Source organism: Streptomyces sp. NPDC107654 (assembly GCF_055639035.1).
In genome coordinates this window covers 104,995-125,260 of sequence record NZ_JBVKBI010000013.1, presented here as the reverse complement: position 1 = coordinate 125,260, position 20,266 = coordinate 104,995, and the positions used below count along the sequence as shown (strand labels likewise).

Here is a 20,266-nt window from a genome sequence, read left to right as displayed (position 1 = left end):
CACCGCCCACACGCTCAGGGCAGGGCCGAGGAGCCCGTCGGAGCCGGGGCGGTCAGGTCGCGCAGCAGCTTTCGCGGCGGATGATCCGGCCGACCGCGTGCCAGTGTTCGCTGTCGCCGGCCGCCCGCCCGGTGGCGAGGCGGTGGGGGCCGACCACGTCCTCCCGACGGTGCACGATGCCGTCGCGCATCACCCAGGAGACACGGGTCAGGTCGGTGAAGTCCTGGAAGGGGTTGCCGTCGATCACCGTGAGGTCGGCCAGCTTGCCGGGTTCCGCGGTGCCCAGGTCGTCCTCGACACCGAACATCCGGGCGGGCACGACGGTGGCGGTCCGCAGGGTCTGGGCGGGGGACAGACCGGCGTACTGGTGGAGGGCGCGCAGACCGAGGTGGACCTGGAGACCGATCGGGGTGAGAGGGGAGTCGGTCCCCATGGCGAGCGTGCCGCCGTCGGTGACGATCCGCCGGTAGGTGGCCATTTCCCGTCGTAGTTCGCGCAGTTGCTCCTCAGTGGGCCGGGCCTTGGCCAGGGCTTTCACGGCGACGGTGTCCCACGGGGGCATGAGGGAGGTCACCCGGGGGTCGTCGGCCAGGGCCGGGTCGTCCCCGAGCAGGCAGAGGGCGTTGAACGGCGTGATGATGATCTCGAAGCGGCCACCGCGGTAGATCTCGTGGACGTCCTCGTAGGTGTGTCCGGTGGCGGACGCCGAGCGGCCGTACTCCTGGCGCTGGGTCGCCGTCAGATGCGTCGTCAGGTCTTGGCCGACCTGGATGCCGGGCGTCAGCAGGTGGCTTCCGGCGGGGACGCCGAGCCTCTCGTGGGCGGTGCGGGCCGCCTCCGCCATGACCCGGGCGGGGGCACGGACGTAGGTCTTGACGAAGTCGTAGTCGAGCGCGACGGCACGCTGGAGGGTGCGCCGCAGGCCGTCGGCGGTGTTGTGGGCACGGCCCATGCTGTACGCGACCCGGCTGCCGTCGATGAGTTCGCCCGTGGTGAGCAGCCGGGGACCGGCGAGGGCGCCACTGTCGGAGGCTTCGCGCAGGCGTGCCTGCTCGTAGGCGAAGCCGCCCAGGGAGACGTTGGTGGTGATGCCGTAGGCGAGCATCAGGCTGGTCTGACGGCCGCCGTAGATGTTCTGGTACGGGTGGGTGTGGGAGTCCCACAGACCCGGGACGACGGTGCATCCGGAGGCGTCGATCCGCCGTTCCCCCGCCCGTCCGGCGCCGGAGCGGTGGCGTTCGACGGCGGTGACGCGGTTGCCGGTGATGACGATGTCGACGTCCTCGCGGACGGTGTCCCCCGTGCCGTCCCACAGCCGTCCGGCGTGCACCCGGGTCACGTCGGTGCGGGGCGGCAGACGGCGGGCCGCCGCCAGGGGAACCGGGAGGGTACGGCGCCCGGTGCCGTTCCGGTCGACCATCCGCAGCCGGCCGGCGGAGAGGTAGAGCAGGCGGCGGGAGTCACCGGACCACGACGGGTGGTCGGCCGGTTCGTCGGTGATGCGCTGCGGTCCGTCGGCGGGGGTGCCGTCCGGGCCGACGGGCAGGACCCACAACGCGGACTCCACGACCAGCGCCAACGCCGTTCCGTCGGGCGACCAGACCGGTCCGCTGTCGCAGCGGTCGGACACCGAGATGTGGGGCAGCGGCAGAAAGGCCCGGGAAGAGCCGTCACGGGTGTCGATCACCCGGATCACGTTGTAGCCCTCGCGGAACCGCTGGTTCAGCCGGTTCCGGTCGCACAGGGCGATGTACCGGCCGTCCGGCGACCAACTGGGCCGGCCGGGCAGGCCGTTGCCGCCGAGAGGTGCGGCGAGCCTGGTCTCGGCACCGGATGCGACGTCGACGACGAGGAGGTTCCCGGTGGTGTCGTGACAGGCGAGCCGGCTCCCGTCAGGGGAGAGAGCCGGGTTGAGGCGTCCGCCGGTGGCCAGGACCGCGTCCTCACCGGTAGCGGGGAAGAACCGGTGGACGGCGGCCAGGCCGTCGCCGCCGGCGTCTCCGTCGTAGGCGTACACGATGCTCCTGCCGTCCCTGGCCCAGGAGGGCATCTGCACGTACCGGGAGGGGGCGGCCTGCACCAGCTTGCGGGGGCGCGCGCCGACGGGCATCAGCCAGAGGGCGTTCAGAGCGGCGAAGACGACGGACCCGCCGTCGGGTGAGAGCGCGGGGAGGTGGATGCCGCGCACCGGCCTGGGGGCGGCGGAGTCGAAGTCGCGTGCCTTGCGGCGGTACGCGGGCCGAGGGACTTCGAGCGACGCGGTGAACGGGATGTCCCCGGCCGGCTCCAGCGAGGGGCTCAGGGTGTTGAGCCGACCGTCGGCGAAGTAGAGCAGGCCACCGTCCGGCGTCCAGCAGGGCGGGAGCGGTGAGACGTCCTCGGTGCCCGAGACCGTCCGGCCGTCCACGACCAGGGCCGACGTCGCGGCGGCGGCTCGGGTTCCGCCGGCGGTCCACACGAAGGCCACGCGGCCGTCCCTGGAGACGGCGGGGCACGTCAGCGTGCCGGCCTCGACCGTGCGTACCGTGGTGACCTCGCCGCCCGCGGCGGGTACGGAGGCGATGGTCCGCGCTCCGGCGGCGTCCGCGCGTACGAAGAGGATCCGGTCGCCGTCCGGGTGCCAGGCGGGGTCGTAGTCCTCGACGCCCGGCCGGCTGGTCAGGCGGGTCAGCTCACCGCCCGCCACGTCCACGGTCCAGATGTCGTACGAACTGCCCCGCACCGGGTCCCCGGCGCGTTCGGAGGCGAAGGCGATCCGCGTGCCGTCCGGTGACCAGGACACGCCACGGTCGTCCCAGGGACCTGAGGTGAGCCGACGCGGGTCCGAACCGTTCGGGGCCATCGTCCACACGTGGAAGCCGCCGCCCTTGTAGGAGCAGAAGGCGATCGACGAGCCGTCCGGCGACCAGACGGGACGGGTCGGTTCCAGTTCCGGGGCGGTCAGCGCGGTCGCCGTGCCCCCGCTCCGTGGCAACGCCCACAGCACGCCCTGCACCTCGATGACGAGCCGCTCACCGTCGGGAGAGACCGTCGCGGAGGCGTTGGTGCCGGCGGTGAACGTCAGCGTCCGGTTGTGCGGCCCGCTTGCCGCGGACCTGTCCGTCGAAGGGCCGGAGGGTGATGCGGCCGCCGCGGGGAACGCCGGGAACGGACCGAGCGTGGCACCGACGCCGCCCAGGGCCGCCGCACCCAGGAAGCCCCGCCGGGTGACGCCTGCGGGAAGTCCTCCGGCGGGTTCCTCGTCGGGTGCGGCCGGGCGAAGGTGTGCGGGCATGCCTGCCAGGGGGTCGGCCGGCTCTTCGCCGGAGGATTCGCCGGGGAGTCCCAGCGCCGTTGTGGTCATGAGGGGGGCTCCGGTGGTGGGGGGAACGGGATCTGGCGGGAGTTCACATTCCAGGGACGCTCGAGGAGGGTCCACGAGGGAGGCGGACTTGCTCTCGACCCTCGACAGTTCAAGGACGTTACTCGCCTACGGACCAGGCGTTGGCTGGACAGGCACTTCTTCGCCCGGGTGAACGGACGGGCACACCGCATCGTGGGACAGTCGAGACGGGCCAGGCCGGTGATGAGGAGCCGGCGGGGGGCACGGACGGTGCTGGTCGGCCCGCGCTGCTTCTCCTGCGGTACGTGCTCCACGGGCTGCGGCTACGGACAACCCGGTCCTGGCCGCGCTGCGGCAGCGGGTCGACGCACCGGCGATGTTCCCTGTCCTCCACCCCTCCCCCAGGAAGTTCGCCATGTGCCTGGCGATCTGCAGGGGGCCGCCCTTCGACGACCTGTACGAGCTGCACGACCTGTACGAGCTGCACGGGCTGCACGGGCTGTACGAGACGCTCATGAGCAGTTCGGCGAGGACCCGGACGTCCTCGGCATCCCCAACGACGCGACCAACCCGTCGGCTACGGCGAGACCTGGCTGCGGACAGGCGCGGTCTCGTCCGTGCGGTGGCGGTGGCGGTGGCGGTGCGGGCGCTGGGACCACCGGCTCGCGGCCGAGGGAGTGGCCGGCGGATCAGGGACGCGGCGGCTCAGGGACGAACAAGAACCCGGCGAATCGGGGGCGTGCCATCGGCGGGCACGTCACGACTGATGAGGAGGGCCTCTCCTGTGTCGGCGAACTCCCAGCGGGTTGCGATTGTTCCGGCCGCTCCCGGCCATTCGGCACGAACGACAGGGCGGCTCAGCAGGCTTTCGAACCAGTCGGCGCACCGTAGGGCGAGCTCGTCCGCCGTGCCGGAGATACGGAAGAAGCCGTGCTCGTGTGACTCATGCAGGTTGAAAAGCTGGTCGGAGACTTTCCCTGCCCGCACGTGTGTGCCGTGGAAATGCACCGCCCACTCACCGAGTATCCGTGGGCGCCTCTCATCAAGGAGGGAGATCCAGACGAGGAGCGACGAGTCGTCCTCGGGACGAGAGACGTTGCTGGGAGCCCATGACACTCGCCAGGCGGAGGCGCGGGTACGAAGAGCTGCGAGGAAGGCGAGTTCGGCCTCGTCGAAGTCCCAGGGCTCCTCGCCGCACTCCTCCGGATCCTCAACCTCGAACCAGGTGTTGCTGTCCACAGAGAGACTCTACGACGCCGATTTCGCTCGCTGAGCTTCTCCATGAAGGATCTGGCGGAGCGGTTGGTGCCGGACGAGTTGTGGGGATGGTGCCGATGGGTGGTCCCACCGACGGTGGTCATACGCCCGCAGGGCGGTGGGCGACGCCGGACCGGTGACCGTGAATGCCTGCGGGCGATCATTCTCGTGGCCGCCTCGGGCCGCACCTGGAGGCAACTGCAGCCGGTGTTCGGGCCGGCTTGACCCACGGTCTACCGGCGCTTCGCCCCAGTGGAGCCGGGACCGAGTGCGGGTCAGACTCCACCGGATCACCCTCGACGAACTCGGCGCTCGGGTGAGCTGGACTGGCCGCGGTGAGCGACAAAAGGGGGCCACTGACCGGACCGAATCCGACCGACCGACCGAAACGGCGTACCGCTGTCACTGGGTGTCTCCGGCGCCAACACCCACGACAGCCTCGGCCTGGGACCGCGCGTGCGGCGGCTCCCGCCCCTCCGCTCCCACCGCGGTCCGCGTCGCCGACGTCCGGCCGAACTCCGTGCCGACAAGGGCTACGACTCCGACCACCCGAGGAATTGGCTTCGCGAGCGTCGCATCCGCCACCGCATCGCCCGCAAGGGCGTCGAGTCCTCCACGCGGCTCGGCCGACACCGCTGGGTCGTGGAGGGATGCCAAGGCGGCACACATCAGGAGCGGTGGAGAACCGAGCCCCGGCTCCGTCCGTCTGCGATGCCGCTGCTCCCTGGCCGCCGCTACACGGTCGGCGCTGACCCTCGCTTCCTCGCGGCACGCTGCAGGGCCTGTGATCCAGGGCGGCACCACCTTCGTGGGCGCGGGCACTGCTTCCGGAGTACTCGTCCATCTCCTCGTTGTGGAAGGAGGCCGAGGCTGTAGGTCACTTCCTTGCCCCCGTTCCCTGGGCCGGGTCGACGCCGGGTCGGCCGACCTCGGACCCCGCCCTTACAACGGGCACGACCGCCAGGACCAGGCTGACGACCGACAGACCCTCTCCTCGCTCGTCCGGTGTTCGACCACTTCGCCAACGTCAGGGCTTCGGGGCGCTCAGCACCGAGGCTCAGAGGCCCTGACAAAGGCGTTGGACGCGGCGGTAAGAGATGGTCGGCTCCACGACTCAGCGGAAGGCGCCCAGGCCGGTGCCGTGCTGTCGGCCGCGTTCGGTGATGACGGGGGAATGCCTCGCAGCCGAAACCACACGCGGGAGGAGTGATCATCGCCACGACCAAGCCAAGTACGTAGCCTGGCCGCCTGGAACGATCCCGGTCGTGATCGACAGCCTCCGCTGGGACCTCTTGGAAACACGAACAAAGAGCCCGTGACACGATCATGATCTGGTCTTCCTGAGACGTTCCGTGACGAGGCTGCGGCCACCAGACCTGTCGGCGCCGATGATTCCCGGCCCGTGCGGGAGTCTGTCCTGCGACAGCGATCTTCTGGAAGGCGGCCTCATGACGACCCTGCACGACTTGCTCGAAGCCCACGTAGGTGCCGGTACGCTGCCGGGAGCGGTCGGCCTCGTGGCCCGGGGTGACCAGGTCGAGGTGGCGGCCGTCGGCACGCAGGACGCCGGCGGCGGCGCCCCCATGGCGAGGAACTCCATCTTCCGGGTCGCCTCGATCACCAAGTCCGTCACCGCCGCCGCACTGCTGATCCTCGTGGAGGAGGGCAGGATCGCACTGGACGACCCGATCGGGATGTGGCTGCCGGAGCTGGGGAAGCCGGTGGTCGTACGCACGCCGGCGAGCCCGGTGGACGACGTCGTGCCGGCCGACCGGCACATCACCGTATTCGACCTGCTGGCCTACCAGGCCGGGTACGGATTCCCCTCCGACTTCACACTGCCGGCGGTGCAGGAGTTGTTCACGGTGCAGAAGGACGGCCGGGTGCCGAGCAGCTTCCCGCCGGCCGACGAGTGGATGGCGGCGCTCGGCCGTATCCCGCTGCTGTACCAACCCGGCGCTGCCTGGCTGTACGACACCTGCTCCGTCCTGCAAGGAGTACTGATCTCGCGGGTCGCCGGACAGCCGCTGCCGGAGTTCCTGACGGAGCGGATCTTCGGACCACTGGGCATGGTGGACACCGGTTTCGTGGTGCCGGCCGCCAAGCGGGACCGGTTCACCAGCTTCTACAGGCCACGCGACGACGGCAGCCTGGAACTCGCCGACGGCCCGGACGGCGAGTGGAGCAGCCTGCCCGCGCTACCGCTCGGCAATGGCGGGCTGGCCTCGACCGCCGACGACTGGCTGGCCTTCTGCCGGATGCTGCTGGCCGGCGGGGTGGCAGCCGACGGCCACCGGGTGCTGTCGGCCGACTCCGTGCGCATGATGACCACCGACCATACGAATTCGGCGCAGCGCGACATCGGCCGGCTGTTCCTGGAGGGCCAGGGCTGGGGCTTCGGCGGCTCGGTCGACATCGACCGGACCAACCCGTGGAATACGCCCGGCCGTTACGGCTGGGTCGGCGGCACGGGAACAGCGGCGCACGTCATCCCGGCCACGGGTGCGGTCACCATCCTGTTGACTCAGGTGGCAGCGATGGGTCCCGTGCCGGCACCGGTGATCAGGGACTTCTGGCGGTACGCGGCGGACGCCTGACACACGCGGCTCCCGCCCGCAGCCTCACGGTGGGCCCAGCTGACCGGGTGGCGAAATCGGAGCACGACGCATGGCTGTGTAAGCCCGCCGAGAGTACTTGCTGAGGTGTCCCGGTCGAGCGTGACTGTTGTGACGATCCGATCATTCGGCGGGCGTGACGACTCGGCCGTGGATGATGGACGATGACTTGCGGCGTTGATCGAACCGCTGCTGCCGCCCTGGCCGACGCGGTCGCCGGGGCCGAGGCCGACGCGGTCGCCGAGGCCAGTGGAAGATCGGCTCTGCTGCAAGGCAACCTGTACGTCCTGCACCAGGACATCGCCTGGCAACTCCTGCCGCTGAAGCTGGGACTCGGACACGATCGGGCCGGCTGCAAACAGGACCCGGTGTCTTTCCGCGGGCTCCCGGCCGGCCGCCATCTCGGCAAGCCGGGAAAGGTCGCGAAACTCGCCGAGAACGCAGTGTCGAGCTGCGGACACATCCGGTCCATCAGCTCTGACCAGACACCCTGCGGGTCCGCCTCGAAACGCTCGAGCAGGGCTGGGACACCCTCTCACCCTCTGCAGAGCCGTGCGCATCGCTGAGCTTCGACCAGTCCGTCACGACCAGATCCAAACAGACGACCGGCGCCCTCCGCGGGTGGGGCCACTTCGAACCCTGGGGTCTCGGTTGCGAGCACCGCCGCGGTTCGCGGCCGGACCGAGTGGCGGCCGGCTCTCGGTCACGGTCGATGGGCAAGGGCCGCGCCGGCCGCAGGACGCGGGGCCGTCGGCGAGGGGCCGAGCACTCGGTCGGCGCCCTCATGGGGAGCACACACATCGAGATGCCGCCTGCGGCCGCCTGAAGATCGTCCCCGCACGTACGGAACCGGGCAACGACGGCAAGCCGTGCCCCACCGGCGCCCCCCACAATCGACGAGATCAAAGCCCACCATGCTCGAACGGACCACCAAGCCCGCTCCTCGCCGGCAAACGGACGACAAGCGGCCCCAGCGACGCGACCGTCCCAGATCGTCACGGCACGTGACCGCCCCAGCCGTGTGATCAGCCGCTCCTTGCCGGAGCGGGCACGACGTATGCGCCCCGGAGTGAGGGGAACCCGGGGACCGGCAACCAGACCGTGCCGACCTCAGACGGGCCGCGCCCGCCGGGCAGGAACCGGTATGACAGCCTTCGACGACACCCTCGACCTCCATTTCATCGGCAACGCCACCGTCCTGCTGCGGTTCGGGGGACTCACCCTGCTGACCGATCCCAACTTCCTCCATCGCGGCGAGCGCGCCCACCTGGGATACGGACTGGTCAGCCGCAGGCTCACCGAACCCGCCCTCGATGCCGTCGGCCTGCCCCGGCTGGACGGCGTAGTCCTCTCGCACCTGCACGGTGACCACTGGGACCGCCGCGCCAGAAAGCACCTGGACCACGCACTCCCGATCGTCACCACACCCCACGCCGCACGCCGGCTGCGCACCCTGCAGGGATTTCACCGGGCAGGAGGCCTGCGCACCTGGGAGAGCTGCACCCTGCGGCACGGCACCGCCCAGGTCCGGGTGACCTCACTGCCCGGACGGCACGCCCTGCACCCCGCGCTGCGCCGTCTGCTGCCGCCCGTCATGGGCAGCATGCTGGAATTCGGCCCGGCCACCGGACCGGTACGGCTGCGCCTGTACGTCTCGGGTGACACACTGCTGTTCGACGGTCTGGAAGAGATCGGCCGCCGCTTCCCCACCGCCGACCTGGCGATCCTCCATCTGGGCGGCACGCAGCTGCCCGGCGGTTTCGTGGTGACCATGGACGGCGCCCAGGGAGCCGAACTCGCACGGCGCCTGGATTCCCGCCGGGTGCTGCCCGTGCACTACGACGACTACACCGTCTTCCGCTCACCTCTCGACGACTTCCTGACCGAGGCGCACCGGCTCGGACTGGACGAACGGCTGCTGTCCTGCCCCCGGGGCCGACACGCACGCCTGGTCCCGGGCAGCGACCGGCCTACCGTCGGTTGAGCGGCGGCGCACCCCCGCCCCGGGCACACCCCCGCACGCGGCGCACCGCCACGCGACCGCACCGGGGGACGAGAACCAACCCGCCCGCCCACTCGCGCGGCGGGCGAGGCGGCACCCGGGCCAGCACCCGGCCCCGTCACTTCTGGGCTGCTCTGCGGACGGACGCCACCAAGGGGCCACTGGACAGCCAGCCGACACCAGGGCCGTGGTGACCCGGTCCTGTGTGGACAGCGCATCTCGCGGAAGCGACACCGAAGGCGCCCTTCGGCGGCCGGCGTGTGGATGGCCCGTCGCGTTACGCCGCTGGCATTCGCCTGATGGGCGGGCATGATCTTCCCTGGCACACGACAGTGACGTTCGGTAACTCAGTCCTGTCATCCAGCGTCTTCGGCGATTCCCTCGACAGCCGGGCCGAGCGCTTGCCCGGGACATCGCCCCAGCCCCCGCCCTTCTGTCGGTCGACGATCCGCACCCTGCACCCGTCGCGGAATCGAGTGCCCAGCCTTGCGAACGTCCACCGAACAGTCACCGCAGTCACAGCAGTCACCCATGTCCAGCAGGCCGGCACGGCGCGACTCGGAGCAGGCGGCAGCAGCGGGGCCGTCCGCGCCCCCAGGTCATCAGGAACAACAGCGGCACGCGCCCAGGGGGGCCAGCCGAGCGGACATCGTCAAGCACAGAAGCCGCACCTCATCCCGCTCCGAAAGATCAGCAAGCCGCCCAGGCTCGGGAAGCGGTAGCGATAGAGTGCTGCCATGCCGTATGCGCCGATGCCTCTCCAACTCGGCACCGCCCGCCTGATGTTGCGCCAGTGGACCGAGTCCGACATCGACGCCCATCGCGCGCTCGTCGCCGAACGCGGGGGTGGTATGCCCTCGATCGAGGCGAACCGACGGATGATCGAGGATCAGCGCGCCGTGGCGGCACGGACAGGGATTGCTCTGCTTCCGGTGATCCGCCGCGATGTGGGCGACTTCATCGGGTATTGCGGGCTCACCGTGGGTCGGGCTTCTGTCGACGAGCCGGAGATCGCCTACGAGTTGTTCCAGCGCGTGCACGGGCAGGGCTTTGCCACCGAGGCGGCGACCGCGGTGCTCGACGCGGCGACCGCGACGGGACGCAAACGGCTCTGGTCGACGGTACGCCCGTGGAACCTGCCGTCGTTCCGCGTTCTCGAGAAGCTTGGGTTCCAGCGCGACCACGTCTCGACCGAAGACAGTGGCGAACTGGTGTGGCTGACCCGTTCCCTGCCGTGAAAGCCCCACCCCTTACTGGGGCCCACCGCAGGTGTTGAACGCCTCTCGCAAACCCGCGCACGTGACCCTCCGGCAAGCCGCGATCCCGCGACAGCGGCCGGAACCCCAAGGAATTGCGGATGTCCGAAGAGACTCCGAACCGCTCGGGCGGATCCATCCACGAGGCTCCGGTGCGGTCCGTTCACGCGACCGCGTCGATCACCTGCCGATGTCCGCATCACCGCCCACCCCGCCGAGGATGTCCGGTCCCTCAGCAAGGGCTGCAAGAATTCTCGCTCAGGCGGTGGCGGGCGTGTGCACCTGGTGATCATGAGCAGTCACGCTGATGAGCCGAGGGCGAGCAACTGCCGACGGTACGACAACTGGCTGCGGACCTCGGACTTGCGGCGGGCGCCGTGGCCCGCGCCGAACGGTGCTGAAGGGGGCGTCCCAGACCCTGCCCCGGTGCGGCGCGGAACCCGGGCCACTCCGCCGCCGGCGGATCACGCCGCACAGCACCCGAACTGGTCAAGGGCAGGGGAGGTTTCGTCGGGTGGGCGGCGGTCTTGGGCTTCGCTGAGGACGACGTCCTGGAAACGGGCCAGCGGGCCTTCCAGGAAAGGGAATCGCAACCCCGCCGGTCCGTTCATCCGAAGTCACGTGCGTCAGAGGCCGAGTTGGGTGAGGGGTCGAGGACGCCGGGGATCGGAGCGGGGAGCAAGCGGGCGGAGGCGAGGCCGGGGCCGGGGCCGTGCGGATGTGGCCCGGCGGTGTCCCATGAGCTGTCCGAGCGCGCCGCTCACCTCCGCCATCCGCCTGGCTGTCGCGGCAAGGTCCGGATGCGCTGCGGCAGCGTTTCCGCAGGCCGCCTCCCGCGCCGGAGGATGTGTCCGGATCCGCGGTGTTCGGCACCGGTTCGCGGGGGGGTGACTCGCGGAGCGCTGGAACCACGGGGAAGCCACCGGAGGCACCCGGCCTGTCTGCGGGCTGTTTCCTCAGGTGAGCCTCGGACCTGGTGTCCGTCGGAAGGAGCGCGTTTGACCGACGGACACGTCATGAGTGCGCGCTTTACGCGTTCGGGTCCCAGTCCGCGAGCTGCTCCATCGGCTTGGTGTCGCCGATGGTCTCCAGGCCTTCGAGCGGGATGCGCTCGTAGAAGTAGAGGACCAGTTCGCTCGCTGTGCCCCGTATCGCCATGTCGCCCGGCTCCGCGTCGGCCGCGAGGTCGTCGCAGCGGACGCCGTCGGCGTTGAGGGTCAGGCGCCAGGAGCGGCCCTCGGTCGTGTGCAGGTCGATGACCGCCGGCTTGAACGGCCAGGGGACGGTCGTCGCCGAAACGGTCGTCAGGAACTCGTCGACACCCTCGACCGCAATGTCCGCCGGCAGCGGTTGTGCGGCCCCCTGGGTGAGCTGGGCGTCGTAGGTGTGGACGGCGATCTCCTGGATCTGGTGCCGGGCCACGGCTCCGCTGGTCTCCGGGGCCTGCGAGCGGCCCCACCAGGTCCAGCAGCCACGGTCCGGGCCGGCCTGGCGCATCGCGTCGAGCATGAGCTCGGTCGACTCGGCGAGCCAGGCGTCCAGGGCTCCGCGGTCGCGGGGCGCGGTCGGGGCGCCCTTCGGGTCCGTCCTCGCCGGGGGCTCAGCGCCCGGGCCCGCGGCGACGATGGCGGCCTGGCGGCGGCGGCCGTCGCCGAGGTGTTGCGCCAGTTCGCGCAGCGTCCAGTCGGGGCAGGTCGGGACCTGGACGTCAAGGTCGGGGGCGGACGCGATCGCGGCGCGGAACGCGGCCGAGCGGTCTTCGATCAGCCGCAGGACCTCGGAGAACTCCAAGATGTTTCGCACGTCGGTTGTGTACCACGGCGCTCCTGCCGCCGGGTAGCGAATTTGTCGCACGAACGTGTCGACGGTCGGGTGGAGCGCCGGTTCCTCAAGGTCGGCATCCGTGGCCGGTCGCACCTGAGTCACGACGAGTTCGCCGAGCCCTCACCAGGGCCACGAACGGCTGAGACTCGACGGAAGGCGGCCTCTTCGGTCGGACGAGGTGCTACCGGCCCTCCTTCCCTCCGGCCTCGCACCTGAGCGAGAGCTTCTCGATCGCTGCAGCATGCACCCGTGGGGCCCTCTCCGAAGCCACCGCACGCTGTTCGCCGTGGACACCGGCATGCACGAGCCCCCGACTGCCCGGAGCCCGGATCTCAAGGTGACGCTCGCCGACGATGAGCTGCTGTGCCGCCGGGTGCTGGAGTACGTCGGCGTGGGCACCCGTACCGCCCGTGACGCCTCAGCCGACCCGGCCGGCCAGGATCTCGCCGAACCGGGACCGACACCCTGCTGGTGCTGGGGCGGACCGGTGTGAGCGAGACCGGGTCTCCTTCGGGGGTGCTCACCGCCCTGATGTGCCCCGGCCGTGCGTCGGCCGGGGCACCTCTCCGGTGCGGCGTCTCATCGCCTACTTCAGCGCAGTACCACCCGAGTTGTGGTACGCGATGGTCTTGCTGATCAGGTTTCCGCCGTCGGTCTCGGCCGAGGTCTGTTCCTGCTGCCCCGGACCGAACATCAGGCCCGCGACATGAGCCTTCGCCACCTGGTCCATGTGGGCGAAGAGCCAGTCCACCTTGTCGTCCTTGTAATGGTTGAGGGTGTTGTTCTGCGCCATGTTGCCCACGGGGATCTGCCACAGGACGACCGGCTTGCCGACGGACTCGGCCATCGTCTTGTAGAACCGCATCGAGTCGGCGGCCCTCTGACCGGTCCAGAAGGTGTCACGGCCGCCGTGGGCCGGCTGGGCGTACCAGCCCGCGTCGCGGTCCGACACGTCGCTGACCAGGAAGTCGGCGCTCTTCGCCCCGAGGCTCACGTAGTCCTTGACGCATGCCTGGGTGTTGTTCTGCCAGTCCCAGCAGGTGAGGTGGAGCCCCACGGCGGTGTGCGGCGCGTACTTGTGCGCCATCGATGTCAGGCAGCGGGAGAGTCCGGCGGCGCTGTTCTCCTGGGATCCGCAGTCCCTCGGATTCGCGGCCGTGACCTGTGCGGCAACCTTGTGCGGATTGCCGAGCGACCGGACGTACCCCCAGAAGTCGGGTTCGAGGTCGATCATGTCGTGCGACGTGCCGATCTTCTGGAGGAAGAAACGGTAGTCGTCCATGTAGCGGGTGAGCAGGTCCACCCGGTCGATGGCCTGGACCTCGCCCGGACCGTCACCCTGACCTGCCAGATCCCCGAGGTCGCGCAACGAGTACCACGTCCAGAGCATCTTCTGCGGACGCGGGCGGCCCTTGTACGTCGCCTTGGCCACCTCGCTGTCCCGCCAGGTCACGTAGGTGCCGGGCGCCGTGGTGCTGCCGTTCCAGCACCCCCACCAGTTCGACCACCCGTCCTGGCAACGCGATGCGGAGTAGTAGGCCGACGAGGGCGCGGGCCGGCTGTGCACATAGGCGTACCGCGCGTCGAACGGCGCGGCGTTCGCCGAGGCGTCGGACATCGAGCCGCCGATGAGCACCGTGCTACTGCCCATGAAGCGCTTCGCCGGGCCGCCACCCGTCGCGGGGGGCGTGCCGGCGTTTCCCGTGCTCCCGGCCGGGACGAGTTTCCACTGCTGCTCGGCGCCGCCCCTGTCGCGGTCCTGGACGACGTGTTCACCGTCGGCCTTGGAGGCGTTGTGGACCTCGACGGCCTTGCCGCTGAAGCGGTTGATCAGACGTACGTAACCGTCCGGTGACTTCGCCAGCTTGAACTCCTGGTTGGAGCCTTTCCGGTCGCTCCACTGGACGAGGTCGGAGTCGTTGCTCTTCGACCAGTGGTAGTCGTCCAGTACCTTGCCGGAGTTCCGGTTCTGCAGCCGGTAGTAGCCGTCACCGGCGTCGATGAACCGCCACTGCTGGTTGGCTCCGCCGTGACGGTTCCTCTGCACCACCGCCGCCCCGTCGTTCGTGGCGGCGGCACGGCCGTCCAGCACCTTGCCGCTGTTGTGGTTGACCAGCACGTACCACGTCTTCGGATCCACGGGTTGGGCCGATGCGCTGTTGACCACGACGACGGCGCCGCTCACGACAGCCATGACGACGGCCGCCCAGACACTCCGCCGCGCGGTCAGCCGTCGGCCACGATGTGCCGCTTTTCGTCTCGCCGCGACGGTTGAGTCGGTCGACGTGGGTGGGCGAGGGGACATGTCTGTGCTCACTTTCAGGCATTGCGTCTGCCCGGACCACCTGGCCGGGCAACACTGAGTGGTCCGGGCGACCGGAAAGGTTGCCGCGCGCCCGAAGATCCACCAACTTGGTGACGCCGACGCCGTCGATGAACGCGTCAGATTCAGGTTTTTCACGTGTCCACGTGTCAGGTTTCCAGGTGTCCAGGAAGCCGGTTGAGCAGGTCGTACACCGTCGGAACCGGCGACTACGCTTACTACGCCGACATCGCCCACTACATGGGCGGCCTCCCCTACCCGGCCCCTCCTTCGCGCAGTGGCTCGACGGAGCCGAAGCCGTCCGCCCCCCGCCGTCATCTCCTCGTCCAGACCCGCCGAGCCCACCTTTGGCGCCCGCGGCTGATCCCTCCACAGCGGCAGCGCGTCTGGCTGTCACCGCTACCCGGAACGGCTGGACGCTGCTCTTCGGCGCCCGTCGGGCACCCTTGCTGCCCGTCCTCGCCGACCACCCCGTCCTTTACGTCAGCAGCGCCAACCGCATCGGCCGTCCACCCGCCGACTCGGCCGCAGCCGCCGTAGCGATGTGCCCTCCCACCGTGCCCGTCCTCGGCACCGTCTCCCTCACCGGCACCGGCCCGGACCCGGTTGGCCCGCCCGTGCCGCGACCACGACCCTGCGCCTGCACCCCGACGGGCAGATAAGATCATTCGTGTGCGGTTTTCCCTGCACGTGGGCACTGCAGGGTCTGGTGTCGATAGTCGACAGGCGTGATGCCGTAGGCAGAACGGAAGGCACGAGTGAAATCGGCTGGGCGGGGATAACCCCAGCGAGCGGCGATGGCCCTGATGGGAATGTGACGTTGCACCGGATCGCCCAGATCTCGACGGCAGCGTTCCAGGCGCTGTTCGCGTATGGAGGCGCGGACGCTCGCGCCGTGGGCTTGAAAAAGCCGATGCAGTGAGCGGACCGAGATGTGGTGGGCCGCCGCCACAGCGTCGACGGTGAGCCTGGAGTCGCCCAGGTGATGTGCGATGAACGAGGTGACGCGGGCGTAGAGCACGCGTTGACGGCTGTCGGCCGGGATCTCGTTCTCGCGTTCCAGATGGTGGCCGAGGACGGCGGCGGCCAGGTCGAGACCGATCGTTCCCAGCCGGGGCATGTCCGCGGGCGTGTACTGCGCGGGACTGGACGTCACGCGGGTGAGGTAGTCGACCAGCAACTGACCGACCCCCCTGTCGCCGGGGAACCGGCAGGCGACCAGCCGGTCCACATGACGACCACCCGCGGGCAGCAGAGCGATCGGGAACTGCATGAGTGTCGCCTCGCCTATGGCGTACGACTCGAACGGCCGGGAACTGCTCAACAGCACCATCTCGCCGGGGCCGATGAGAACGCCGCGTCCATTCTGCTCGATGAAATGAGGACCGGAGCGGGGCAGGACGAGCTGCAGACTCTCGGGATCGGACACGCGGATCGACTTGGGTGTCCGGGAGGTGGTTATCGAGGAGTAGGCCACCGAGGAAACCCGCACCGGTCCCAGAGCCATCTCATCGAACCAACCGTGGAACACGCAGCTGTCAACAGCACGAAAGGTTTTCGGCATGATTTCCCTGTGAGCCATCTCCGTCCAGGCGGCCAGAGCCTCCTGCCCTGAGAAGTTCTCACTGTCGAAAACCCGTTCCATAATCCTCCCTTCGGGTGCGGCGGACAACACGCAGGGACTTATCGGTCGGTGCCCCTTGTCGACAGGTCCGAATCCCGCGACATCGCGGGTGAGCACTGTTTCTGGCCACCGGAAACACTCCCGGCAGCTTGCAGTGGACGTCCGTCCCGCTCGGGAAAGGAACCGATGCGGGGCTCGAAGGGACACCCCTTCAACGGCTCATGTCGGGGCGGCCGGGCCAGGGCAGGGCAGGGGCGGGGGCAGGGGCGGGGGCAGGGGCGGGGGACATTACGACCGACGTGGCCGGCCGGGGGCTGCCGGTGGCAGTGGTGCAGGTGGACGAACGCGCGCTCGATGGCCCAGCGACTACTCCTCAGGCCAGAGCCGCGCTCGGTCTCGCGCCGGGTGATCAGGGCGGGTCCGGGCCCGACTGGTCGCCGGTACCGGCGGCCCTCACCACCATCGTGGGGCGGCACCGCACTGACCGGGGAGCGGGCAAGTCGCGGTCCAACTCCGCCGCCGAGCAGACCGCCGGTCGCGATGCGCGTCGACCGCCGCCTGAGACCGTGGAGAGCAACACGTCTTCCACAGGGAATAAGTCGCTATTTCGGTAAGGCGATGGACGGCCTGCCACGGGAGAGCGGAACAACTTAATGGAGCTTGGTAAACACCCGTATGCGAAGGCGCTGTTTGCTCACCACATTGCCGGTTAATGACTCCGCCTAAGGGCTGTCCCGCAAGTGCTGATCCCAGTGGGATGATCTCGCTGTGCCTGGTGTGATCACGTCGTCCGAGCCGTCCTGGATAACCCCATTCACCGGGCTGAGCCCCCGGCAGTTCGGCAAGTTGGTCTCCGCACTGCGGCGCGAAGGCGCGGATCCGGCCCGCAAGGGCCGACCGTGGAGCCTGCCGCTGCAGGACCGGGTCCTGCTGGTCACCGCGTACTGGCGGACGAACCTGACGTTACGCCAGCTCGCCCCACTGTTCGGGGTGTCCAAGTCGGCTGCGGACCGCATCATCGACCATCTCGGGCCGTTACTCGCCCCGCGTCAGCGCAAGCGGTTTCGCAAGGAGACTGTCCTGATCGCGGACGGCACCTTGGTCCCCACTCGCGACCACACGGTCGCCGAGCAGGCGAAGAACTACCGCTACTCCACCAACCATCAAACCGTCATCGATGCCGACACTCGACTGGTCGTCATTGCCGGCCGCCCCTTGCCCGGGAACCGGAATGACTGCAAGGCGTGGGAACTATCGGGAGCAAAAGGCACAGTTGGCAAGGCCACCGTCATCGCAGACGGCGGATACCGCGGCACCGGCCTGATCATCCCGCATCGCCGCGAGCGCGGCCAGGCCGAACCTCCCACCTGGAAAGAGGAGCACAATGCCTCCCACCACAGAGTACGAGCCCGCGTCGAGCACGCCTTCGCCCGCATGAAGACCTGGAAGATTCTCCGTGACTGCCGCTTGAAAGGAGACGGGGCCCACCACGCGATGCTGGGTGTCGCCCGCCTGCACAACCATGCCTTCACCCAGTAGCAGCTCAAGCATCGCCCTGGACACGAGCGTGGAGGTGCATGTCGTGCCAGCCATCCAACTGCAGATGTGCGCTGCGCCGAGTGCCCTCCAACGCGAAGCCAGATTTGGTCGCCACCCGGCAGGAGGCTTCATTGTCGACTGAATGAGCGAGTTCAAGGCGGTGAAAGCCAGCCTCGTCAAGCGTCCAGGCGGCCAATGCGGCGAGGGCTCGCGGGGCTACACCGGTGCCACGGGCGTTTGGCAGGACCCAGTAAGCACACTCAGCGAGGCCATGGAGAAGGTCCATCCAACGCAGAGACACCCGGCCGACGACCTCGCCTTCAGACCAACTAATAGCCCACTGGACAGCCTGCTCTTGCTGCCAGGACCGGTGCGAGGCGGTGATCCAGTCCCGGGCTTCCGCTAGTGAAGTCACGTGGTGCGTGTGCCAGCGCCGGATTGAAGGGTCCTGGAAGGCACGCCGCAGGATGGGAGCATCGTCCGCCTCCCAAGCCCGCAAGAGCAACTCACTGTCATGCGACGGAATCGAGGGCTGCGCGGAAGCGGAGAGGCTACCGGCGGGGATGGCGGGTGTTATGCCAATGCTCATGACAGGCATGATGTCTCACAACCTGGTCTGAAGCGCCGGGAAGGCCGCCGATCTGGCATAGACCATCGCAGGATGCCCCGGACATCGCTCCGACTGGCTCGTAAGCCCTCGAAGATCACTTGCGGGACAGCCCTTACGCAGACCTGCCCAAGGTCCGTCCCTGCGCCGGGCGCTGCGGTCGGCCATCACCCGGACGCATGCGGAGGCACCCCACCCCGCTTCGCCCGGCCCGGCTGACCGACCCGGGGGGCGGCCAACGGGCTGCGGGCTGCCAGGCAGCGCGGGGGTCAGGGGGTCGGCTCGGTACGGACCAGGACGCGGTGGTCGGCGGGGCTGACACCGCGGACCCGCTTGAAGGCCGCGCTGAGCGCGAAGGCACTGCTGTAGCCGACCTGCCGGGCGACCGAGGCGAGAGTGGCGTCGGGCTCGGTCAGCAGGTCTGCGGCGAGAGCGAGCCGCCAGCCGGTGAGGTAAGCCATCGGCGGCTCTCCGACCAACTCGGTGAAGCGGCGGGCGAGCGCAGCCCGCGAGGCGCCGACCTCGGCGGCGAGATGGGCGACCGTCCAGGGCCTGCTCGGGTCGGAGTGCAGCAACTCCAACGCGGGTCCCACCACCGCGTCGCCGTGCGCCCGGTACCAGGCGGGCGCCTCGACGGTGGACCGGGACAGCCACGTCCGCAGGGCGCTGATCAGCAGGAGGTCGAGCAGCCGGTCGAGGACCACCTGCTGCCCGGGCTCGTCCCGGTCCAGTTCCGCCTGCAACAGGGGCAGCAGGGGTGAGCGCCATTCCTCGGCGGTCAGCAGCACCACGGTCGGCAGGGTGCGCAGCAGCCGTTCGGTGACCTCGCCGGGCAGCTGGTAGGTGCCGCTGATCAGAACGTGATCGGCGTCGGGACGCTCCCCCCACATACGGACACCCTGGTGAAGTTCCTCGCACAGTTCGCCACCGGCGGGGTCGGTCGACACCTGACCGGGGTGGATCACCACCTGCGGCTCCCGCGCGGGGTGATCCGCGACCTGGTACGGCTCCGGCCCGCGCACGATCGCCAGGTCCCCGGGGCGCAGACGCACGGTCGATCCGCGGTCGGGCACGATCCAGCCCTCGCCGCGAGCCATGATCAGAACGGTCAGCGGTGCCTCGTCCTGGATGCGGACGGCCCAGGGCGGGTCGAATACCGAGCGGAGCAGAAAGGCCCCGCGGGCGCGGGGACCGGTCAGAAGTGCGCCGAGTGCGTCCATGCGGGGAAGCGTATGGCCTGCTGGACGATCACGTATGAGAGTGAGCGCTTCGACGATGGCCCGTGGTGCCGAGCAGCGGGTTGACTGGGGAACACCACGGAAAACGGGGGTTGTTGGAGATGTCTGCTCTTCGTACGGTCGTCCTGTTCGGGGCGACACTCACCACCGGACTCGGCGCCGGCCTGTTCTACGCCTACTCCTGCTCGGTGATGCCGGGGTTGGCCCGTACCGACGACCGGACCTTCATAGAGGTCATGCAGCGGATCAACGTGGCGATTCTCAACGGCTGGTTCATGCTGTCCTTCCTGGGCGCCATGGTCCTGATCGGCGTCGCGGGTGCGCTGGCGCTGCGGGACGGCAACCGTACGCTGCTGCTGTGGATCGGTGCGGCGGCCGTCTTCCAGCTGGCCATGCTGGTGATCACCGGTGCGGTCAGCGTCCCGCTCAACGACCGGCTCGCGGCGGCCGGCACCCCGGACCGCATCGCCGATCCCGCCGCGGTCCGGGCAGCCTTCGAGACCGCCTGGGTCAGGTGGAACCTCATCCGCGCCCTGACGTGCACCGCTTCCTTCGCCTGCATCGCCTGGGCCCTGCGGCTCTCGACCCGCACCCCGCTCGCGACCTGACAGCCAAGATCCAGCGCTCACCCGCCGGCTGAAGACCCACGTCACGTTCGT

At 69.6% G+C, this 20,266-nt stretch carries 13 protein-coding genes and 1 pseudogene; 7 read left to right on the top strand and 7 right to left on the bottom strand.

Annotated features, from left to right (window positions below):
• Positions 1 to 52: 52 nt before the first annotated feature.
• Entirely contained in the window at positions 53 to 3,274 is a 3,222-nt protein-coding gene (locus tag ACZ7N4_RS23320; RefSeq protein WP_471360773.1) for an amidohydrolase family protein, read from the bottom strand.
• Between the two features lie 753 nt (positions 3,275 to 4,027).
• The gene (locus ACZ7N4_RS23315) at positions 4,028 to 4,561 is read right to left on the bottom strand and encodes a hypothetical protein (RefSeq protein WP_471360771.1); all 534 of its coding nucleotides are present in this window, start codon (positions 4,559 to 4,561) and stop codon (positions 4,028 to 4,030) included.
• Positions 4,562 to 4,603: 42 nt separating this feature from the next.
• Here ACZ7N4_RS23315 and ACZ7N4_RS23310 point away from each other — a divergent pair.
• The 4 genes and pseudogenes from ACZ7N4_RS23310 to ACZ7N4_RS23295 form a co-directional block, all read left to right on the top strand.
• Positions 4,604 to 5,227, top strand: a pseudogene (locus ACZ7N4_RS23310) (transposase); the annotation flags it as partial.
• A gap of 800 nt (positions 5,228 to 6,027) precedes the next feature.
• Positions 6,028 to 7,176 carry a serine hydrolase domain-containing protein gene (locus ACZ7N4_RS23305; protein ID WP_471360768.1) on the top strand — a complete coding sequence of 383 codons (1,149 nt, stop codon included), beginning with the start codon at positions 6,028 to 6,030 and terminating at the stop codon, positions 7,174 to 7,176.
• Positions 7,177 to 8,338: 1,162 nt separating this feature from the next.
• Positions 8,339 to 9,178: an MBL fold metallo-hydrolase gene (locus ACZ7N4_RS23300; RefSeq protein ID WP_471360766.1), complete on the top strand. Its 840-nt coding sequence runs from the start codon at positions 8,339 to 8,341 to the stop codon at positions 9,176 to 9,178.
• Between the two features lie 755 nt (positions 9,179 to 9,933).
• Positions 9,934 to 10,434, top strand: a complete 501-nt coding sequence (locus ACZ7N4_RS23295) for a GNAT family N-acetyltransferase (protein WP_471360763.1) — start codon at positions 9,934 to 9,936, stop codon at positions 10,432 to 10,434.
• Between the two features lie 1,047 nt (positions 10,435 to 11,481).
• Here the strand turns inward: ACZ7N4_RS23295 and ACZ7N4_RS23290 are convergent.
• Positions 11,482 to 12,255, bottom strand: coding sequence for a maleylpyruvate isomerase family mycothiol-dependent enzyme (locus ACZ7N4_RS23290; RefSeq protein WP_471360761.1), 774 nt, complete (start codon positions 12,253 to 12,255; stop codon positions 11,482 to 11,484).
• Positions 12,256 to 12,562: 307 nt separating this feature from the next.
• On the opposite strand from ACZ7N4_RS23290, the gene ACZ7N4_RS23285 reads away from it, so the two are divergent.
• Entirely contained in the window at positions 12,563 to 12,769 is a 207-nt protein-coding gene (locus ACZ7N4_RS23285; protein ID WP_471360759.1) for a hypothetical protein, read from the top strand.
• Positions 12,770 to 12,862: 93 nt separating this feature from the next.
• Here ACZ7N4_RS23285 and ACZ7N4_RS23280 read toward each other — a convergent pair whose 3' ends face one another.
• Together ACZ7N4_RS23280 and ACZ7N4_RS23275 are read right to left on the bottom strand one after the other, a co-directional pair.
• Positions 12,863 to 14,470: an RICIN domain-containing protein gene (locus tag ACZ7N4_RS23280; RefSeq protein ID WP_471360756.1), complete on the bottom strand. Its 1,608-nt coding sequence runs from the start codon at positions 14,468 to 14,470 to the stop codon at positions 12,863 to 12,865.
• A gap of 793 nt (positions 14,471 to 15,263) precedes the next feature.
• Positions 15,264 to 16,244: a helix-turn-helix domain-containing protein gene (locus ACZ7N4_RS23275; RefSeq protein WP_471360754.1), complete on the bottom strand. Its 981-nt coding sequence runs from the start codon at positions 16,242 to 16,244 to the stop codon at positions 15,264 to 15,266.
• 747 nt (positions 16,245 to 16,991) lie between these two features.
• Here ACZ7N4_RS23275 and ACZ7N4_RS23270 point away from each other — a divergent pair.
• Positions 16,992 to 17,762, top strand: coding sequence for a transposase (locus tag ACZ7N4_RS23270; RefSeq protein ID WP_471360752.1), 771 nt, complete (start codon positions 16,992 to 16,994; stop codon positions 17,760 to 17,762).
• Between the two features lie 4 nt (positions 17,763 to 17,766).
• Here the strand turns inward: ACZ7N4_RS23270 and ACZ7N4_RS23265 are convergent, their stop codons facing one another.
• On the bottom strand, positions 17,767 to 18,351 hold the full coding sequence (locus tag ACZ7N4_RS23265; protein ID WP_471360750.1) for a GNAT family N-acetyltransferase: 585 nt from the start codon (positions 18,349 to 18,351) through the stop codon (positions 17,767 to 17,769).
• A gap of 287 nt (positions 18,352 to 18,638) precedes the next feature.
• On the bottom strand, positions 18,639 to 19,589 hold the full coding sequence (locus tag ACZ7N4_RS23260; protein WP_471360747.1) for an AraC family transcriptional regulator: 951 nt from the start codon (positions 19,587 to 19,589) through the stop codon (positions 18,639 to 18,641).
• 119 nt (positions 19,590 to 19,708) lie between these two features.
• On the opposite strand from ACZ7N4_RS23260, the gene ACZ7N4_RS23255 reads away from it, so the two are divergent.
• A complete protein-coding gene (locus ACZ7N4_RS23255; RefSeq protein WP_471360744.1) occupies positions 19,709 to 20,215 on the top strand; it encodes an anthrone oxygenase family protein in 507 nt (168 codons plus the stop codon).
• Positions 20,216 to 20,266: the final 51 nt, after the last annotated feature.

Excerpts from the sequence above, each read along its gene's own strand:
- ACZ7N4_RS23280 (WP_471360756.1), bottom strand. The coding sequence starts at position 14,470 with ATGGCTGTCGTGAGCGGCGCCGTCGTCGTGGTCAACAGCGCATCGGCC.
- ACZ7N4_RS23260 (WP_471360747.1), bottom strand. The coding sequence starts at position 19,589 with ATGGACGCACTCGGCGCACTTCTGACCGGTCCCCGCGCCCGCGGGGCC.
- ACZ7N4_RS23265 (WP_471360750.1), bottom strand. The coding sequence starts at position 18,351 with ATGAGCATTGGCATAACACCCGCCATCCCCGCCGGTAGCCTCTCCGCT.
- ACZ7N4_RS23300 (WP_471360766.1), top strand. The coding sequence starts at position 8,339 with ATGACAGCCTTCGACGACACCCTCGACCTCCATTTCATCGGCAACGCC.
- ACZ7N4_RS23305 (WP_471360768.1), top strand. The coding sequence starts at position 6,028 with ATGACGACCCTGCACGACTTGCTCGAAGCCCACGTAGGTGCCGGTACG.
- ACZ7N4_RS23295 (WP_471360763.1), top strand. The coding sequence starts at position 9,934 with ATGCCGTATGCGCCGATGCCTCTCCAACTCGGCACCGCCCGCCTGATG.
- ACZ7N4_RS23275 (WP_471360754.1), bottom strand. The coding sequence starts at position 16,244 with ATGGAACGGGTTTTCGACAGTGAGAACTTCTCAGGGCAGGAGGCTCTG.
- ACZ7N4_RS23320 (WP_471360773.1), bottom strand. The coding sequence starts at position 3,274 with ATGCCCGCACACCTTCGCCCGGCCGCACCCGACGAGGAACCCGCCGGA.
- ACZ7N4_RS23255 (WP_471360744.1), top strand. The coding sequence starts at position 19,709 with ATGTCTGCTCTTCGTACGGTCGTCCTGTTCGGGGCGACACTCACCACC.